15 protein-coding genes are annotated in these 17,037 nt (G+C 64.0%); 3 read left to right on the top strand and 12 right to left on the bottom strand.

Going from position 1 to position 17,037, the window contains the following annotated elements:
- The first annotated feature begins 413 nt into the window (after positions 1-413).
- The 3 genes from G3N94_RS11615 (at position 414) to G3N94_RS11605 (ending at position 4,730) form a co-directional block, all read left to right on the top strand.
- Positions 414-1,454 carry an NADP-dependent oxidoreductase gene (locus G3N94_RS11615; protein WP_205792537.1) on the top strand — a complete coding sequence of 347 codons (1,041 nt, stop codon included), beginning with the start codon at positions 414-416 and terminating at the stop codon, positions 1,452-1,454.
- A 44-nt stretch (positions 1,455-1,498) separates the two neighbouring features.
- Entirely contained in the window at positions 1,499-2,182 is a 684-nt protein-coding gene (locus G3N94_RS11610) for a type 1 glutamine amidotransferase domain-containing protein (RefSeq protein ID WP_205792536.1), read from the top strand.
- Positions 2,183-2,570: 388 nt separating this feature from the next.
- On the top strand, positions 2,571-4,730 hold the full coding sequence (locus G3N94_RS11605; protein WP_346778687.1) for an FUSC family protein: 2,160 nt from the start codon (positions 2,571-2,573) through the stop codon (positions 4,728-4,730).
- Positions 4,731-5,160: 430 nt separating this feature from the next.
- Here the strand turns inward: G3N94_RS11605 and G3N94_RS11600 are convergent, their stop codons facing one another.
- Genes G3N94_RS11600 through virB5 form a run of 12 tightly spaced genes read right to left on the bottom strand, consistent with a single transcriptional unit; the run spans position 5,161 to position 17,025 of the window.
- On the bottom strand, positions 5,161-6,174 hold the full coding sequence (locus G3N94_RS11600) for a hypothetical protein (protein WP_205792524.1): 1,014 nt from the start codon (positions 6,172-6,174) through the stop codon (positions 5,161-5,163).
- Position 6,175: 1 nt separating this feature from the next.
- Positions 6,176-6,712 (bottom strand): plasmid stabilization protein, encoded by a 537-nt coding sequence (locus G3N94_RS11595; protein WP_205792523.1) that lies wholly within the window; start codon positions 6,710-6,712, stop codon positions 6,176-6,178.
- 8 nt (positions 6,713-6,720) lie between these two features.
- Positions 6,721-8,247, bottom strand: a complete 1,527-nt coding sequence (locus G3N94_RS11590) for an LPD7 domain-containing protein (RefSeq protein ID WP_205792522.1) — start codon at positions 8,245-8,247, stop codon at positions 6,721-6,723.
- 57 nt (positions 8,248-8,304) lie between these two features.
- Positions 8,305-10,158, bottom strand: coding sequence for a PriCT-2 domain-containing protein (locus G3N94_RS11585; protein WP_205792521.1), 1,854 nt, complete (start codon positions 10,156-10,158; stop codon positions 8,305-8,307).
- Positions 10,155-11,873, bottom strand: coding sequence for a type IV secretory system conjugative DNA transfer family protein (locus G3N94_RS11580; protein ID WP_205792535.1), 1,719 nt, complete (start codon positions 11,871-11,873; stop codon positions 10,155-10,157). Before G3N94_RS11580 ends, G3N94_RS11585 begins: the two co-directional genes overlap by 4 nt.
- Positions 11,870-12,244, bottom strand: a complete 375-nt coding sequence (locus tag G3N94_RS11575) for a hypothetical protein (RefSeq protein WP_205792520.1) — start codon at positions 12,242-12,244, stop codon at positions 11,870-11,872. Before G3N94_RS11575 ends, G3N94_RS11580 begins: the two co-directional genes overlap by 4 nt.
- Before the next feature lie 9 nt (positions 12,245-12,253).
- Complete coding sequence (gene virB11 / locus G3N94_RS11570; protein WP_205792519.1) at positions 12,254-13,372, bottom strand: P-type DNA transfer ATPase VirB11; 1,119 nt, start codon at positions 13,370-13,372, stop codon at positions 12,254-12,256.
- A complete protein-coding gene (gene virB10, locus G3N94_RS11565) occupies positions 13,369-14,613 on the bottom strand; it encodes a type IV secretion system protein VirB10 (protein ID WP_205792518.1) in 1,245 nt (414 codons plus the stop codon). The genes virB11 and virB10 overlap by 4 nt, the downstream gene beginning before the upstream one ends.
- Positions 14,606-15,430, bottom strand: coding sequence for a TrbG/VirB9 family P-type conjugative transfer protein (locus G3N94_RS11560; protein ID WP_205792517.1), 825 nt, complete (start codon positions 15,428-15,430; stop codon positions 14,606-14,608). Before G3N94_RS11560 ends, virB10 begins: the two co-directional genes overlap by 8 nt.
- Positions 15,427-16,131, bottom strand: a complete 705-nt coding sequence (locus tag G3N94_RS11555; protein WP_205792516.1) for a type IV secretion system protein — start codon at positions 16,129-16,131, stop codon at positions 15,427-15,429. The genes G3N94_RS11560 and G3N94_RS11555 overlap by 4 nt, the downstream gene beginning before the upstream one ends.
- The gene (locus tag G3N94_RS11550) at positions 16,128-16,319 is read right to left on the bottom strand and encodes a hypothetical protein (protein ID WP_205792515.1); all 192 of its coding nucleotides are present in this window, start codon (positions 16,317-16,319) and stop codon (positions 16,128-16,130) included. Before G3N94_RS11550 ends, G3N94_RS11555 begins: the two co-directional genes overlap by 4 nt.
- Before the next feature lie 10 nt (positions 16,320-16,329).
- Complete coding sequence (virB5, locus tag G3N94_RS11545) at positions 16,330-17,025, bottom strand: P-type DNA transfer protein VirB5 (protein ID WP_205792514.1); 696 nt, start codon at positions 17,023-17,025, stop codon at positions 16,330-16,332.
- Positions 17,026-17,037 lie beyond the last annotated feature (12 nt).

The raw sequence follows: 17,037 nt of genomic DNA, 5'->3' as shown, positions 1-17,037 counted from the left end.
TTCCAGCACGCCCCATCTCGGCGAACGCCTTATGACACGGCCATTGCGGCGAACGGATACGCGATTCGCTCTTGCCGTGCGCCCCCCCTGCAATTGCAAACGGGACGGATAGCAGCGTGCGAAATCGCGTTGCACGGTCACTAGACGACTGGTCTACTCAGCCGTATGATCCGCATCACGGTTCGACCTTCAGGTCGGCCCTCGCATTCATGCGATGAATTGCGCAACCCGGCGCAACCCCGCAGATCATGCCCTGCGACGTTGCCCGCAAGCGCTCAAGCTATAGACGACTGGTCTACTTTTCGTGTACAGCGTGCGATGGCACGTCGTCCTGTGCATCGCGACTGTCGCGTGAAGATCCCACCACCGCCCGGCACGATCCAGGCGGCGAAACCGTAACAACGAGGTCACCCATGCCGCATTCCCAATCCGTCAATCGCCGGGTCGTCCTGGCCGGCCGCCCCGTCGGTGCGCCGGCGGCGCACAACTTCCGGCTTGAAACCACGGCAGTGCCGACGCCCGCCGAAGGCGAAGTCCTGCTGCAGACGCTTTACCTGTCGCTCGATCCCTACATGCGGTGGCGCATGAGCGACGCGCCGTCCTATGCGCCGCCGGTTGCGCTCGGCGATACTATGGTTGGCGGCACTGTCAGCCGTATCGTCGCATCGAAACATCCGGCATTTGCCGTTGGCGACGTGGTGCTTGGCGAAAGCGGCTGGCAGGACTACGCGCTCTCCGACGGCGCGGATCTCATGCCACTCGGCCCGGATCTCGACCACCCGTCCCATGCGCTGGGCGTGCTTGGCATGCCGGGCTTCACTGCCTATACGGGCCTTCTGCGGATCGGGCAACCGAAGCCGGGCGAAACGATCGTCGTCGCGGCGGCGAGCGGGGCGGTAGGCGCCGTCGTCGGCCAGATCGCGAAACTGAAAGGCTGCCGCGTCGTCGGCATTGCGGGAGACGCGGAGAAATGCCGGTACGTCACCGAGACGCTCGGCTTCGACGTCTGCCTCGATCGGCGTGCGCCCGATTTTGCACTGCAGCTCGCGCAAGCATGCCCCGACGGCATCGACGTCTATTTCGAGAACGTGGGCGGTGCGATTTTCGACGCCGTGCTGCCGCTCCTCAATGTCGGCGCACGCGTGCCAGTCTGCGGACTGATCTCGCAATACAACGATAGCGAACCGCCTCCCGGCCCCGACCGGCTCGCGCTCCTGACCGACACGCTCCTGAAAAAGCGGATCCGCATGGAGGGCTTCATCATCCTCGATCACTATGCGACCGGCTATCAGGCGTTCCTGGCCGAAATGGGCGGATGGGTAAAGGCCGGCGAGATCACGCCGCGCGAGGACGTCACCGACGGTCTCAAACGTGCGCCGGAAGCGCTCATCGGCCTGCTCGCAGGAAAGAACTTCGGCAAGGTGGTCGTGCGCGTCGCCGAAGCCGCTGCATGAAGCATGCTTCGCGCATCCATCATTTACATTCATCGATTGATATCATGAAACTTCTCTTCGTCCTGACATCCCACGACACCCTCGGTTCGACCGGCGAGAAAACCGGCTTCTGGCTCGAGGAGTTCGCTGCCCCCTATTACACGCTGAAAGACGCTGGCGCGGACATCGCGCTTGCGTCGGTGGCCGGCGGCCAGCCCCCGCTCGATCCGAAAAGCGCGGACCCGGCGTTTCAGACCGACGCCACGCGCCGCTTCGACGCGGATCTCGACGCGCGGGCGGCGCTCGCGGCCACACACAAGCTGTCCGACGTCGCTGTTGAAGAGTTCGACGCGGTGTTCTACCCGGGCGGTCACGGCCCCCTTTGGGACCTCGCCGAAGACGCACATTCGATCTCGTTGATCGAGCAGGCCATCGCCCTGGGCAAACCGGTCGCAGCCGTCTGCCACGCACCGGGCGTGTTGCGGCACGCCAAGGGGCAGGACGGCAAACCGCTCGTCGCCGGCAAGACCGTCACCGGCTTTTCGAATTCGGAAGAGGATTTTGTCGGGTTGACGAACGTCGTGCCATTCCTCGTCGAGGACGAACTGAAGTCGAAGGGTGGCCACTACTCGAAAACCGACGACTGGCAACCGTATGTCGTCGTCGACGGCCTGCTGATCACCGGCCAGAATCCAGCATCGTCCGAACCGGCCGCCCTAGCGCTGCTTAACATGCTGACCCACGGCTAACGCGCGCAGCAATCCAGGCAACGACGAAACACTCCCAGCCGACGCCGGTCTCCCGCCAGATTGATTTGCGCGGAAGACCGGTTGTCGGGTCGCTCGGAGCAAGAATCACGATGCAGGCGCCCCCATCTCTTGATTCGTATTACATAATAATAGAGTCTACCCTCGCCAATCGTCACTATTCGTTCTCGCACCCAGCCGTCATGCACTGCGATCGATCCTGATCCAGCAAATGCATTTAACGTCACACGCAATACTCGAGCACACGTCCGGAAAATACAATCACGCTCGTCGTCCGCGTCATCGCCGCACGCCTGCATCGCGCGCCACTTACATCATGTCTCCATCACCCTTCAAATTCATACCCCGCATTACGGATACCAGAACAGGGGTGGCCATCGTCGACGCCGCCCGCGACTGGGCAAGCACAAGCGGCATCACCTGGCTGTACGTCTTCAAGACCCTCCTCGCCGCGCTGCTGGCGCTCGGCGTAGCGATGAAGCTTGAGCTTCCAATGCCAAGAACTGCAATGACGACCGTCTTTGTGTTGATGCAGCCGCAAAGCGGCATGGTGCTCGCGAAAAGCCTTTACCGAATCTGCGGCACGATCGTAGGCCTGCTCGCCATGCTGGTACTGGTCAGCTTGTTCGGACAGGCGCCAGAACTCTTCCTTGGTGCAACCGCGCTCTGGATCGGTGTATGCACTGCGGGTGCCGCGCGAAACCGCAACTTCCGGACATACGGATTCGTGCTCGCCGGCTACACCGCCGCGCTCATCGGCATCCCGTCATGGCAGCACCCGGATGCGGCCTTTCTTTCAGCGATGACGCGCGTAACGGAAGTGACGATCGGCATCCTGAGTTCGGGCGCGGTCAGCGCGCTCGTCTTTCCCCAGCACGTCAGCGAACAGATTAGTCGCGTGAACCGGGCGCGGTTCACGCAATTCACGGACGATGTCCTGTCGATTCTGTCCGGTCGAATCGACAGGTCGTTTCTCGAGGAGCTGAGCGTGCGCATCGTCGATGAGACCGTCAACTCGGAAGCCGCACGCAGCGCGGCGGTTTTCGAAGGCCCCAACACGCGCTTACGGAACGGCCGCCTGATTCGCCTGAATGCAGAACGCATGGCATCGTCGACGCGCCTGCACGCGTTGAGTCAACTGATCGTCCGACTGCGTGCCGAGCGAGCCGACGTCACGCTGACGGAGATCGAATCGCTGATGGCCAGTGTCGCGGCGCCGATCCGCGTCGAGCGGCAGAACGCAGGGCACGCCAACGACACGGAAGCACTCGTCAGGTCGTTGGCCGACAAGCTCGAACATTACAGAACGGTGCTGCCCCGCCGCGCGCTCGCAGCGCGAAATCGGCTCGGCAACAGCGAAACCTTGCTTGACTTCGACACGGCTGTCGAGTTGCTCGACCGATTCCTGGACAGCTATATCTCTTACGCGAAGACATATCTGTCTCTGACGGCAATCGCACACGAGCGCGAACAGTGGATCGCGCCGTACGAACCGCGAACCAATCCGGTCATCGCGGCGGTCGCCGGTATCCGGGCGATGCTGCTAACGCTCCTACTTAGCGTGTTCTGGATCGCGACCGCATGGCCATCGGGCGCATTGCTCGTCCTGAACGGCGGCGCAATCTGCGCGCTGGTCGCATCCTCCGCCCGCCCGGCGCACACGGCATTCCAGATGGCGATCGGCACCGCATTCGCGTCCGTGATCGGGCTGCTCGTCATGTTCATTGTCTACCCTGTCATCGACGGCTTCCCGCTGTTGTGCGTGGTACTCGCCCCACCTCTCGCATTGGGATGCTGGATGACAACTCGTCCGTCGCTGGCCGGGTATGGCATCGGATACTGCATTTATTTCTGTTTTCTGACGGGCCCCGACAATGTCGTCGCCTACGATCCGACGTCCTTCATGAATGACGCGATCGCGCTGGTCGTGTCCATGCTGATGGCGTCGGTTGCATTCGAACTGTTCCTGCCGCCGACGACACGCGGGTTGCGCAGGCACCTGTTGGCGGACCTGCGCAGGCAGGTCGTGTTTGCATGCATCGACTCGCTCGCGACGCTGCGCACGCGCTTCGAAAGCCGCACGCGCGACCTCATGTATCAGGTGCGGGCGATATCGCGTGACGACACGGTGGCGAGCGCTGAGGCCGTCGAATGGTTTCTGTGCGTCCTCGAGATCGGCTCGGCTGTCGTGGACTTGCGCGGTGCAATGACCATCAGCGCAGCCCAAGCCGGCCCAGATTCTGCGCCAGCGTGGCTCGAAGATTCCGCCGACGCGTGCCGCGCGATCCGGAAACTGTTCGGGGGCCCGACGCCGGCGGCGAGCGCCGCAGCCACGCATGCGGTGCAGGCGGCGATTGGCGCACTGGAACGAACGATGCAGACTACCGGTGCCGCTTGCCAGACGGCGCCGCATCTTCAAACGGCGCTCGGTAGTCTGCACTTCATTCGCAGCTCGCTCGCCTCGTCTGACTCGCCACTGCCCGCGCCAGCAGGGGGCGATCACGCATCAGCACTACTCCGAGCACACTGACATGTCCGCCGCTAAGCGTCGGGAATAGTGGCACGTTCAGGTCAATGCTCGTTAGGCTTTTCCGCACCGAGCCCGGTCTGCGCACGCACGAAGTGGGCGTCGAACGCGCTCCGCACGGCGTTTGACTTCGCACTTCGGTCACCCCAGCACAGAAACATCAAGGTCGGTCAGTGCCGGTCAAGTTCAGAGCGCCCCGGGAGAGCAAGGTCAGTTACGTCGTCTTGTGAACGGGCATACACTCCGGCGCAGAAAACAACCAATATTCGTATCGTAAACGACATCAATTGATGAACTCCACATCCCACGTGGTGCAAAAGACGCTGCGCCGCCGAACTTGTACTGAATTTCCATATGCTCAAAATCCAGCCCCGCAGGTACACTTGCCATCGGTCCACGGCGCGATAGGCATGGCCATCACGCCCTCTCGGCATCAACGCTCGAAGTCCGGCCTGGCGTCGTCTGAGCGATCTATTGCATCCGGCACGTTACGATCCGGCTGCCCGCGCCGCACATCCTGCTCACGCACCTGCACAGGTCGGTCTCGTTGCACGGGCATGGCTCCAACGAAGTACGCCATTTCAACGGCCATCGCACGATCCTCACGCGCACGCGAGCTCGCCATCACATGGGCCATCGCTCGCCAAGCGGTGAATACGCCGCCCTGCGCTACCCATCCAGCATCGCGCTGGGTGTCAGTGGGCAGCGGTTTCCAGTACCTCGGCGTTTCGCCCCGCGCGATCATATGAACGACGGCCGGCTTCGGATAGCGCTGCGTCACGCCACGCGCACGCCGGGGCGTTGCATTCGCCTCGACACCGTGCTCCCGCAGCTTCTGCGCAAAGCGCTCGCGCCAGTGCTGGAGATCCTTGTGGCGCGGATTCAGGCGGCGAGCGTGCGGACCACGCACCTGAACGCTCAGATGCACGTGTGGGTGCGCTTCGTCGTCGTGCGCCGCAAAGACATATGCGCGGCCGTCGCCAAACTCGAGCGCCGCGAAGTCCCGCGCTGCATCGCGCACCGCCTGTCGGTCCGTTCCCGGCGGCATCGATAGCAGAATATTAAAGACCTCGCGTCGCGTGCTGGCCTCCGGGATGCCCCACCCGCCGAGTTGCCAGGCTTTCGTGAGATCGTGCAACGCATCCTTGCCGACAATACGGTCGCCGTTCTGGTCTTCCAGTTCGATTCTGCCGTTACGGGAGATATAGCGCAGGTGCCGACGCACCGCACCCATGCCCTGCGCGCTGCCGGCTTTGTTGGTGATCTTGACCATGACCTCCGGGGTGCGCGCGAGCGTGCGGGCGAGCTGGGCACGCATGCGGGCGGCCTCGTCCCGAATACCGACACCGGAAAGCCGCGATGCGCGTGCATGCGGCAAGGGCTCCTGAAACAATCGATCGCCCCAATTCACGAGCATCGCGTCGATATAGATTTTCGGATAAGGCATGTCAGCGGCTCCAACGATCGAGGTTTACGCGAATGACGCTCGCCGCCATACGCAGATGGTCATCAATCTGTCTTCGCATTTCTGCCCATTCGAGCGTCAGATCCCGACGCACGAGCGCTATCCCGTCGGCACGCACAACGTGAACCAGCAAGCGGCTGATATCGGCAAGCCGCTGATTAGATACGGACAGCGCATGCATCTCGTGCTCGCCCAACTGAGGCTCCCGTGTCAGGTGCGCACGCACCAGCGACACGATCCAGCGATTTCCGCTCAGGCCCAACGAAGCAGCACGCTGTTCGACAGCGTTCAGTTCTGCGGCGGTCAGCCGAATTTCGATGCGACTGCGCCGCTCCCCGACGACCGGCCTGGGCAAGCCCGAAGTGATCGCACCTGATTCCCCATGCGCATCGTCACGGATGGCGATCGCGATCAACTGGCGAACGCCCTCGCCCGAAGTCAAACCGCGGCGTGCGCACCAGTCGTCCCAGCGCAAGCTGACTGGCCCGAGTTCGACACACAAGCGCTCGCGCACGACCACGATTCACCTCAACGAGACGGTGAAGGGCGTGATGGTTCGGCGGGCGTGCGGTCGATCTCCTGGGCCGACGTGCGTTCCGCAGCGGGACGCTTGCGACGCTCCCGGCCCGAAGGCGCTTTCGGATCGAATACTTTCGGTGTCGGCACCGGAATGCCCTCTCGCTGGAACGCAACCAGCATGCGTTCAGCACGCTGCTGCACGCGGGCCACTGAGCGCTCACTGAAACCCTGCTCGCGCATGGCGGCCGCCAGCACGGCCAGATGCAATGTCCGTTCGCTTTCCGAATCCTGCGCGTCACGCCGGCCATGTGGCTCCTGTTTCGTGACGTGCACAGCGTGCGAATCCGCGCAGCGGTCAATGCTATCCATCGAATTGCTGGGTTGTGGCGACGAGACGCAGGCTGTCCGGTCCCGCTGCACGACCTCCACCTGCCAGGTATTGCGATAAACGTCTTTCTCCTCTTCGCCGATTACCCTTCCTTTATCATCCAGGATCGGCACCCGCGTGGTGACGAAACGCTTGCCGAGATTTTCGAGCGTCACCTGCTGCCCGACTCCAGCATTCGCCTCACGCACCGCTCGCTCGAGATCGACACCCCACACCACCTGATCGGTTCCTGCCTCGTCGCGAAACACGACGTAATACGAGTCGCTGCGCGCCGGATTGTGCTGGTATGGGGCGCCACCGTGCTCACGCAGTTCGCCGGCATACCGTCGAGGGGCGTCGGTCTCGTCAATTGCGGCGCTCCTATTCGCTTCCGGGATAGGCGGTTCCGGTGCGGGTCCACGCACTGACGCGGATGGAGAAGTTCCGCTGACGGTCGCGCCTGCATCGACACGCGGCGCGGACGAGGCCCGAGCCCGATCATCTGCGTGACCCCGTGCGCCTGCAGCATCGCTCGCCCTGACATCCGCCGCGATCTCGATGCGATTATCCAGCCGTGCCTGCCGGGCATCCGCCAGACGAGCCAGGTCCGCAGCTTTCGGCTCGTAGCCATTCACTTCAATGCCGAGCAGCGTGCCCTGCAGCCACGCCTCGCTGCGAAATGCCTCGTGGCCCGATACGCGAATGCACCGCCACGATTTCGCATGCACCATGTCAATCATCGACTCGACCACGTCCGGCCGGTTGTGCTCCGTGACGAGGTACGGCCCCAGATCCTCGAACGCCAGCTGATACGGCGCATCCTTCAGGAAATACTGATTGCCCGCGCGCAGATAGCGCTTGCGCACGCGTTCGGGCGGCTGGTCAAGCGGCGCACTTCCCCGGTCCACCTCGGCCGTTGTCCCGATCGGTGATCGGGTATCGGCCTGCCGCGGTGTGGTGGCATCGTCACGCATCGCCTGGTCACGCAATCTCGCCCGGGCCGCATCGAACTCACGTCGGCGCTGGGCGGATACGGCGTGCATCGCGGCCGATTCCAACCTGTCCCGACGAGTGTGCGACGGAGCCGAGCCGCCACTGCTGCCCGGTTCATCCTGTTCGATCACATTGATGGCCGGATCGGCCTCGTGAGCGGAAGTTGTCTGAGCCATGTCGCCACCTCGCATCCTCAAGCCCGGCTTTGCACGTGGGTACGACGCTGCCGTGCCTTATCGGTCAGGTGCCGAACCCGCTTCGCGCGATGCATCCTGCTCCCTGGATTTCTCCAGCTCAGCCGAGCGCGCCTCCCGGATACGTGTCCAGGATCTCGCCTGCAACTGGTCGAGCATCCCCTCCAGATTGGGGCTGAAATTCAGCTCACGTGCGGACTTCTTCAGCGAACCAACCGTGCGCTCCAGCAGATCGCGCGCACGGTCCCACGGATAGACCTTTGCCAGCTGGCCGTCATAACCCACCTGCAACTCGGAACCGTTCAGTCGCGCGTTTTCGTCCATCCACTTCAGACGCTCGGACACAAACGTCATCTGATCCTTGCGGTGAAACACGACGCTGCGCGTCGAGACCTCCTGGATCAGGTAGTGTTCCGTGTTGAACACCTCACCGCGATACGGCCCGCCGCTCTCGCGTGGCGTGCCCATCCTCAGTGGCGAGCCGAAGCGGTGTTCCGCCAGCGCTCTGACCTCGCTCGGAACGTCACGCACGCCGAACAGGGGCTCGCCGACTGGCGGGCGCACCGACGCAGACCGCGGCGGATCGGCAACCGGAAGCGCTGCAGCCGGCGCCATAGCGGGAGAATCCACCGATGGTTGCGCCGAGCCGGATGCATCGTGCGTTGCCGGCACATCCGGCGCGGCCGGTTTCGGTGTGCTGCGCTTCGAGGACCGGCGACGCGGCATGCCTTCGTCGTCGGCCAGCAGCTTTTCGTTGACGTTGCCCATTTTTCCGTCCTCCTCACGCTGATCCACCTCAATTGCCGTCATGCCGGATGCGGTGGAGACATCCGGTTGACCATCTGCTTTCACTACAGAACGGGTCACGGCGCGCAGGTGCTCGCCGACGGCATCAAAGCCCGATAACACCGCCATATCGCTGAAATCGTTCGGCACCTTTCCGTCAATACGCGCATCTGCGGCAAACCGTGGCCAGGCCAGTAACGCCTTCGCGCCTTGCGCTGCGCGCCGGGCCTGCGCCTCGCCATTGCCCAATTCGCCGAGTACCATCAGCTTTGCATCGGGATACCGTTCACGCAGGTTCTGCGCCACCAGACCCAGATTCCCGCTCGAGAGCGCCGCCACCGCGAACCAGTGCGTCGCGCGTGAGGCCGACAATGCCGTCGCCATGCCTTCAGCGATCAGGATCAGCGAAAATTCGCCGGCCGGACCCAGCCTCGGCTGCGTCATCCAGTAGCCGCCCTTCTTTACGCCGCCGGCCAGTGACGATTTCCGCCCGTGTTCGTCAATCAACTCCAGGGTCGAGATCGGTCCGCTCCAGACAGGCACGATCAGCACGCGCCCCGTTAGCGGCTCGTCCTCGCTGGCCGGTGTATAGCCAAGCAGCGCACGCAGCTCCAGTGCATCCAGCTCGCGCAGCGTACCCACCGGCTCAAGGTGCTTGAGCACGAGATACGGATGCGCTGGCCCGACCGGCCTCGCCCACTGCCAGATCGAGGTGGCCTCGCGGGCAACAGCCGCGTGGCGCGCCTGCCGCTGCGCTTCCTCACGCGCTCGCTGCGCCAGCACCTCGGGAGGCGGTGCCAATGCGGCGCTCATTCGGTCCGGATAATTCGTTCGCGTCAGGTCAAAGCCATGCTGGCGCGCATGCCAGAACAGCGTGGCAAGCGTCTTGCTGCCCGACGCGCTGGCCGAGCGCCACGTGGTCCGGGCCGCGCGCTCGTTATAGTTGGCGGCCGTGCGGCTCCACGCGTCCCAGATTTCAAAGCCCTCGTCGCCGAAGCCCTGCTTGAGCGCGAACGCCATGTCGACCCAGGTCTCGTAGTCGTCAGCCGGAATCACGGCAAGCGCGGCACGCGCACGGTCCGCCTCATCCACGTAGGGTGTCGTCATTGCAGCACTCCCGTGACTGGCGAACCACTTGCGGCAGCACGTCGCGGCGGCTCGACAAAATCGAGTTCCGCTACGTCAAGATCGTCCACGCTCAGGTGACGTCTTGCCTGCACAACCTTGCTGGCCGGCACCCCCAGCAGAATGAAATGCCGTTCCACGTAGGCCACAGCTTCCGCCTCGCTGATGTCGGCAAGATTCGGCGGAAGCTCACGCGGATCCCACGCCTGCAGCACTTCCAGGTACTCGGGCGGCAAATGGCTTAGCCCCACACCGTGCGGATCGACCTCGTCGGGATGCACATCGCGCAGCCGGCGCTCGACGACCGCGCAGAACTGGGCCAGGTTCATGACAGGCACGGATGGCGCGGCCACGACACGCGACGCAAACTCGGGATCGCGCCAATAGCAGATTTTGTCGGCCAGGATTGGCTTGGTGTTTTCGAGTACGATAATTTCCTTGTCGCGACCGAGTTCCTTCAGCTCCTGCGGTAGCAGCAGCGGCCGGCGCTGCTCCGATACGCTTTCGCTCGAGCCGCCACGGCCGCCGAAGAACGCATTGGGGCGGCTCACGCTGCGCGATTGGTCGGTGAACGTACCGAGCATTTCCGAGTAGTCGTTCGCATCCTTTTGCTCGCGCGGCGCATAGAGGATTTGCATCGCGTGGTTCGTCATGAAGGTGCGCGCATCGGCGCGCCCATAGACGGACTCGAGTTGCGCGATCGACTGGACGATCGACAGCAGGCGCAGGTTGTAGCCCGCCATATAGGCAACCGCGCGCGCGATGATCTGGATCTTCCCAATCGAAGTCATCTCGTCGAGCAACACGAGGCACTGGAATTTCAGCGTGGGATCGGCTTCGGGCAACTGCTTGGTGTTCAGATTGACAAGCTGCGAGAACACGAGATTGACGAGCAGCGCCGCCTCCGACAGATGGTCCGGCGTGATGCCGATATAAACCGACATGCGGCGGCGGCGCACATCGCGCAGATCGAAATCGTTCGCGCTCGTCGCTGCGTCGACGATCGGATTGGCCCAGATCGTGAGCGGCGCGTTGAACGTCGCGAGAATGCTCGCCAGCACCTTGTCGTCATTCGAGAGGAAACGATTCAACGCGTCGACGCATTGCCCAGAGAGCAGGTCACGATGCTGGATCAATGCGCGCTGCAGCCAGGTTTTGACGGGCATGCCATTGCCAGATGACTGCCTCAACACCTCGCCCATCGTGACCGGATAATCGGGAATGGATGCCCGCTCGCCGGCCCGGCGCGCATCACGCCATTCGCACAGCAGGAGTACGATGCCGAGGAACAGGTTTCTCGCCTGGTCCTTCCAGAAATCGTCGTGACCGCCTGGCGGATAGAGGGCGTAGCCGATCGCAAGGATGTCACCCACCCGGAACACGCCATCCGAGATCGCCGACAGCGGGTTGTAGCGATGCGTGCGGCCGTCTTCGGCAAACGGGTTGAACAGGTACACATCCTGCCCGTGCGCTCGCCGGAAGCCCGCCGTGGCAGCATAGTTTTCTTGCTTGACGTCGAGCACCACGACCGAATCGGGGAAACTGAGCAGATTCGGAATCACGACGCCGACGCCTTTGCCCGAACGGGCGGGCGCGGCCAGTAGCACGAACTGCTGACCGGCGAAGCGCAGGTAGCGCCCGCGCCATACGCCCACGACAATCGCGGGCGGCGTATCGAGGTGCGTGTGCGTCGTCATAACAGCCCCGCCCGACGGATTTCCGCCTCGTTCGCAAAACGCGCACTTCCATAGAGACGACGTCGGTTCGAGCTCGCCCATAGCGCATGCAGGCCAAAGACCGGGCCCCCAAAGGACAGGAACACGCCCAAGAGCGCGGCACCCGCAAGCTTGCGCCCGAAGCTCGGCATCGTCCCGTTCCGCCAGGCCAGCGCCGCGTCGAGCCAGCCCCACAGTCCCGCGTGCAGCGGATTGATCCGCAAGCTTGCATACAGGAAGAACGACGCGAGCCAGAGCGACGCTGCCACTCCACCCATCAGGCAAGCCAGCGCGGCCAACGTCATTGCGGCCGTCCGAGTATGCTGAAGCAGAGGGGAAGACGGTTGCTTCATGAGCGGTCCCTATACGAACGCAGTGCGCGCCTTGCGCACCGGATCGAACCACACTTGCGTCATGCTCCAACGCTTGCCAGTCTGCTCGCCCGCTGCATTAAAGACCGGGCGCACGTCCATGTGCGCCACGACATCGATGGTCAGAAACAGCAGGCGCTTGAGTGCGACATCGTCCCAGGCTGCGGCCTCGGGGTGTTCCTTCGCCATCAGCGCGAAGCGTTCGATCGCGACGCTCGCATTGGGCGCGTGGTAGCTCGTGATCGAACCCGCGTGCCCGGTCGTCAGGAGCTTCAGAAAGTCATAGGCCTCGGCACCGCGCAGCTCGGCAAGGAGCACCCGATCCGGACGCATGCGCATCGCGCTTGCGATCAGATCTGCGGGCGTCACGCGCGCCTGACCGTGCCCGCCCTTGCTGTATAACAAATGCACGCAGTTCTCGATGTGCCGCAAGAACAGTTCGCGGACATCCTCGATCGTCACGATCCGCTCGGTGGCTGGAATCGAGCGACAAAGGGTTTTCATGAAACTGGTCTTGCCGGAACCCGTATTGCCGACGACCGCGATGTTGAGCCGCCCCGTGACCGCGCCCTTGAAAAAGGTGCCCCAGTCTCCGACTTCCAGGCACCGGACGAGCTTGCGGTCTTCAGCGCGCAACGCTGACAACCCTGCGTCGAGTCCATCCGGGCGTCGCCATACCGTCTCGTCGAACAGTCCGTCGTCACGACATGCATCGAGGGTCTTCGCGTGTGCGCACGGACGGCGGATCGTAACCGACACCGTTCGCGGCGGCACGACCGGCGGCACCACGATCTGGATGCGCGCATCGCCCGGCAGCAATGCCGACAGTACAGGATGCTGGGCCGAGATGTCCTGATTGGTCAGCGTGGCCACCGCCACGGCGAACGACATCAGTCGGTCGAAATCAAGATCATGGCAATCGTGGCCGTGCCAGCCGAGTGCATTCTCGGTCAGCACACGCTGCGGCCGGTTGATCACCAGCTCCGTTACGTCGGGATCGTCGAGAAGCCGCGCAAACGGTCGCATCAGTTCGCGTACCGAAGCGTCGTCGGGCAGCCGTGCCAGCACCGGGTCGCGCAACGCATCCGACAGGTGTGCATGAGGCGTCATCGCGGGCTCTCCGGCTGCAGCGCATACACCGAACCGAAGTCCAAATCACGCGCAATCACAATCGTGAACTCCGCGCCCTGGTTTTGCGTCAGCGTCGGCGGGATGTTGATCGTGCTGTCGAGAACGCGCGTGGCCATGTCGTTGCCCTGCTGCTGCGTGCTCTCGTACACCACCGGCCCGTTGGCGTTGCCGCCGCGCGTCGACAGATAGCCAATCGCGTCCTGGGTGATGCCGAGCAGCATCGCCGCACCGATACGCTGGCGCCAATGATTGTCCACATAGCCGTCGACGCCCATGCGGCCAAGCGCATCGGCCGCGGGCGAGTCGATCTCGACCATGACACCGTACGGCGTCTTGATACGGGCCGACAGCACGAACACCCGCTTCTGGCCCGGCGACAGATTCGAGCGATACTGGCTGCTGATCTGCGAGCCACGCTCGATCAGCACCACGCGGCCGTCGTCGGAATACACGCTCTTCGCCACCGTGCAGGTCGAGATGCCCGCCTCGGTCGAATCGAAGGCCGTATCGCCCACACAGTCGATCTTGGCTCCCTGCGCGAGCACCAGGCTCCGATTACCCAGCGTCCCGGCCTGCACGCGCGGCGTGACCGTTGGTGTCAGCGCCTGGGCGAGCGAGCCGCCCACCTGCCCCGGCCCTTGAGCGAATGCCCCCGCGCCGCTGGCTACGGCGGGTGCAAGCGACGACGCCGCGCCCGTCACCCCAACCGCCTCCGGTACGCCGGGCAGCCCACCCGCAGGCTCCTGTCCACCGCCCGTTGCGAGCAGCGGCGCATCGTAATAGCTGCGCGACGCCACAGCGCGCATGGTGCGAGCAGGTGCTGCGGCCACATCCGCGCCCGACGCTGGCGTGGGACGAACTGCGCCAGCACTCGCGGATAACGGGGCCGAAGCCGCACGACCCACCGACGACGCGGGCAGATCCGTGAACACGCGGCCCTGGGCAGACGTATCGGCCACCGAATCACGCCGTGCCTTCGCCTGGGCGTCATGGCGCGCGAGGAAACCGTGCACCGTCCAGACGGCGCCCGCGCCGACAACCAGCACGATCACGATCGGTGTCAGCCACCAGGCGCGCGGGCGGGCACCACGGTATTGCCCCAACGCTGGCATACCGCGATCCGAAGAGGCGGCCGATGCCCCCTCGCTCTGGTCGCGTCCAGGCTGCGAGCCGCAGGCATCGTCGGGCTCGATCACATTGCGCGGGGTATCATCACTCATCGCCGTGTCTCCGCAGAACACGCTTGACCCCATTGACCGTCGTGCCGTCATGGGGCGGCACGCCGTCCATGTCGTACGCGTCGTTCCAGATTCCCACGACCTCGCCCGCGAGCCGAAGCACAAAACGCTTCGCGAGCTCGTGCACAACGATCGTGTCGCCTTCGATGTGCTTGTCGACCACGCTTTCCGTGCCGTCGTCGGCCACGCGGAAAATCGCCGGCATGCGCCGGTTGTTCGGGACGCGCAAATAGGTAAAGCGCCCATCGTCCCATGCCGCGCTCGGCGCGATGTCGTCGGAGTTCGGCATGACCTGCATCGAGTACTGCACGTTGCGTACGGCAGGTGGCTGCGCCAAGCGCTTCGCGACCAGGCCGGCGTCCGAATCCGCATGGGCCTGTTTCTCCCGCTCGTCCGGATAGACGAAGCTCACGCGATACATCACACGGCCATTGCCGAACTTCGCCTTGAGCGGCAGCACCACCAGATCGAAGCTGTAGCTGCGCCGGTCGGTGCGGATTTCGAGATTCGAGGCGTGCGCAGCAAGCTGCGGCTTCAGGTACACGTCGTGATCGCCCTTGCTCGCGACTACCTGCCAGCCGTCCCGGTCTCCGGGTGCCACGACCTGGATGTGCTCGTGCGGATCGAGCGCGATGTGTGTGGCAAAGCCGCGCTGCGCCTCGACGCGTACTACCTCGTCCGCGCGATAGATCACCTGGCGAACGCGCGAGTCGTCATGCCATCCGGGCAGATCGAACGCGTCGGCCATGCCCGAGAACAGCAGGCTCGCCAGCGCGATACTAAGGAGGAGCGCTTTCATGGCGTGCCTCCTACAGCCGCGGCGGACGCTTGCGGCGTATATTCCGCGTCCCGGCTATAGGCCGTGACCTTGAAGCCGAACGGATTGGCAATCGCCACGCTCTCACGCGTGAACACGGGTGGCCGGTAGGTATAGGCCAACGTGATCACGAAGCGCTGGGTGGGCTCGGCATTGGCCTCGCCGTTCCTGAACGACGTGCGCTCGACATGCACGACCGCGTGGCCGGCTTCGTCGGGCGGCAGCGTGACCGAGACAATCCGGATGCGCCGCTCGATGCCGGGCCCCAACTGCCGGTCCAGCGCATCGGGGCCGCTATAGGTACCGCGATAATCGCGCGCAACGACGTCATCGCTCATGGCGAGCACGCTGTCGTAGTCCATCTGCAGCAGCCCCCAGTTGTAGCGCTCGCGGGCGCGCACGTAGGTCTCGACCCAGTGCTTGTCCTGGATCTCCTTCGTATGCACATGGCGGGCGTCGAGCACGTCGATCACCTGGGATTCGCCCGTCAGGCGATCGACCTCGATCGGCAAGGGCACCACGCGATAGAACGGTGCCATCACCGCAAGCGCCGTGGTGCTGAGCATGGCGACGCCGATCGCCGCATAGGCGACGTGCCACGCACGTCGTTCGGAGCGCTCCTGCAGGTGAGTCAGCGACGCCTCGATGTCAAGCACGCGCCCATAGTCGTGCGACGCGCTCATGAACGGTCTCCCGCATCCAGCGACTCGCGCTCGGCCGGCACACGCGGCGCATCAGGCGCGGGCGGCAGGCGGTTGATCGGCTCACGGTGCAGGCCGTCCGGCAATACGGGCAACGGCGGCCCGCTGCTGCAGGCGCAAAGGCTCCAAGCGAGGCACCCGGCGAGGATCAGGGAAGTCGACACGGACATGGCGTGCTCCTCAGCGTCCGAACGACGCCGGCACCATCTGGTCCTGCAACCGGTTGGTCTTGCCCGCCCGGCTCAGCACCAGTTCGCTCTGCTGCTCGGCCACCAGCTTGTCTTCGGTCTCGGCGAGCATCCGGAAAAGCTGTAGCTTGGTCATCTCGTTGCTGACCGCCGTGGTTTCGGTCTGGATACGCGCCTGCAATTCCGCGACACCCTTCGGATCCTGGGTCACGTCGATCTGCCGCATCAGGTTCTGGATCTGGTCCAGTTCCTGCAGCTCGCTCTGGTACGCCTGCAGGCCGAATGCCTTGTCCTGATAGGGCTTGTTCAGTGCGCGCTGGCACACCTGCTGATCGATCCCGGTCTGGTCCTCGCAGTTGTAGATCTGGCTGGCCGAACGCAACGCCTGCGCGCGGCCGGACAGGCCCGCGTAGCCGCCGCTCTGGATCGCCGCATAGACGCTCTGCCAGTTCGACGGCAACGAGCTGGCGATAACCGGATTGTTCAGAAGCGCACCGAAGCCGCGCGTGCCGACCGTCGACTGATAGATCTGAATCGCCTGCTGCACTTGCTGCTTGAGCTGGCCGACGGTCGCAATCGCCTGCACGACGCTTTGCGCGTCATAGACCGGGATACCCTGTGCGTGAGCACCGGCGCACCATGCCGCCCACAACAATGCGGCGCTCATCCATCTGCTTCGTCCGCTCATGATCGTCACCTC

The organism is Burkholderia sp. Ac-20353 (genome assembly GCF_017104785.1).
Lineage (GTDB): Bacteria > Pseudomonadota > Gammaproteobacteria > Burkholderiales > Burkholderiaceae > Burkholderia.
Note: the sequence above shows the minus strand (reverse complement) of the source record. Positions and strands in the feature narration are given on the sequence as shown.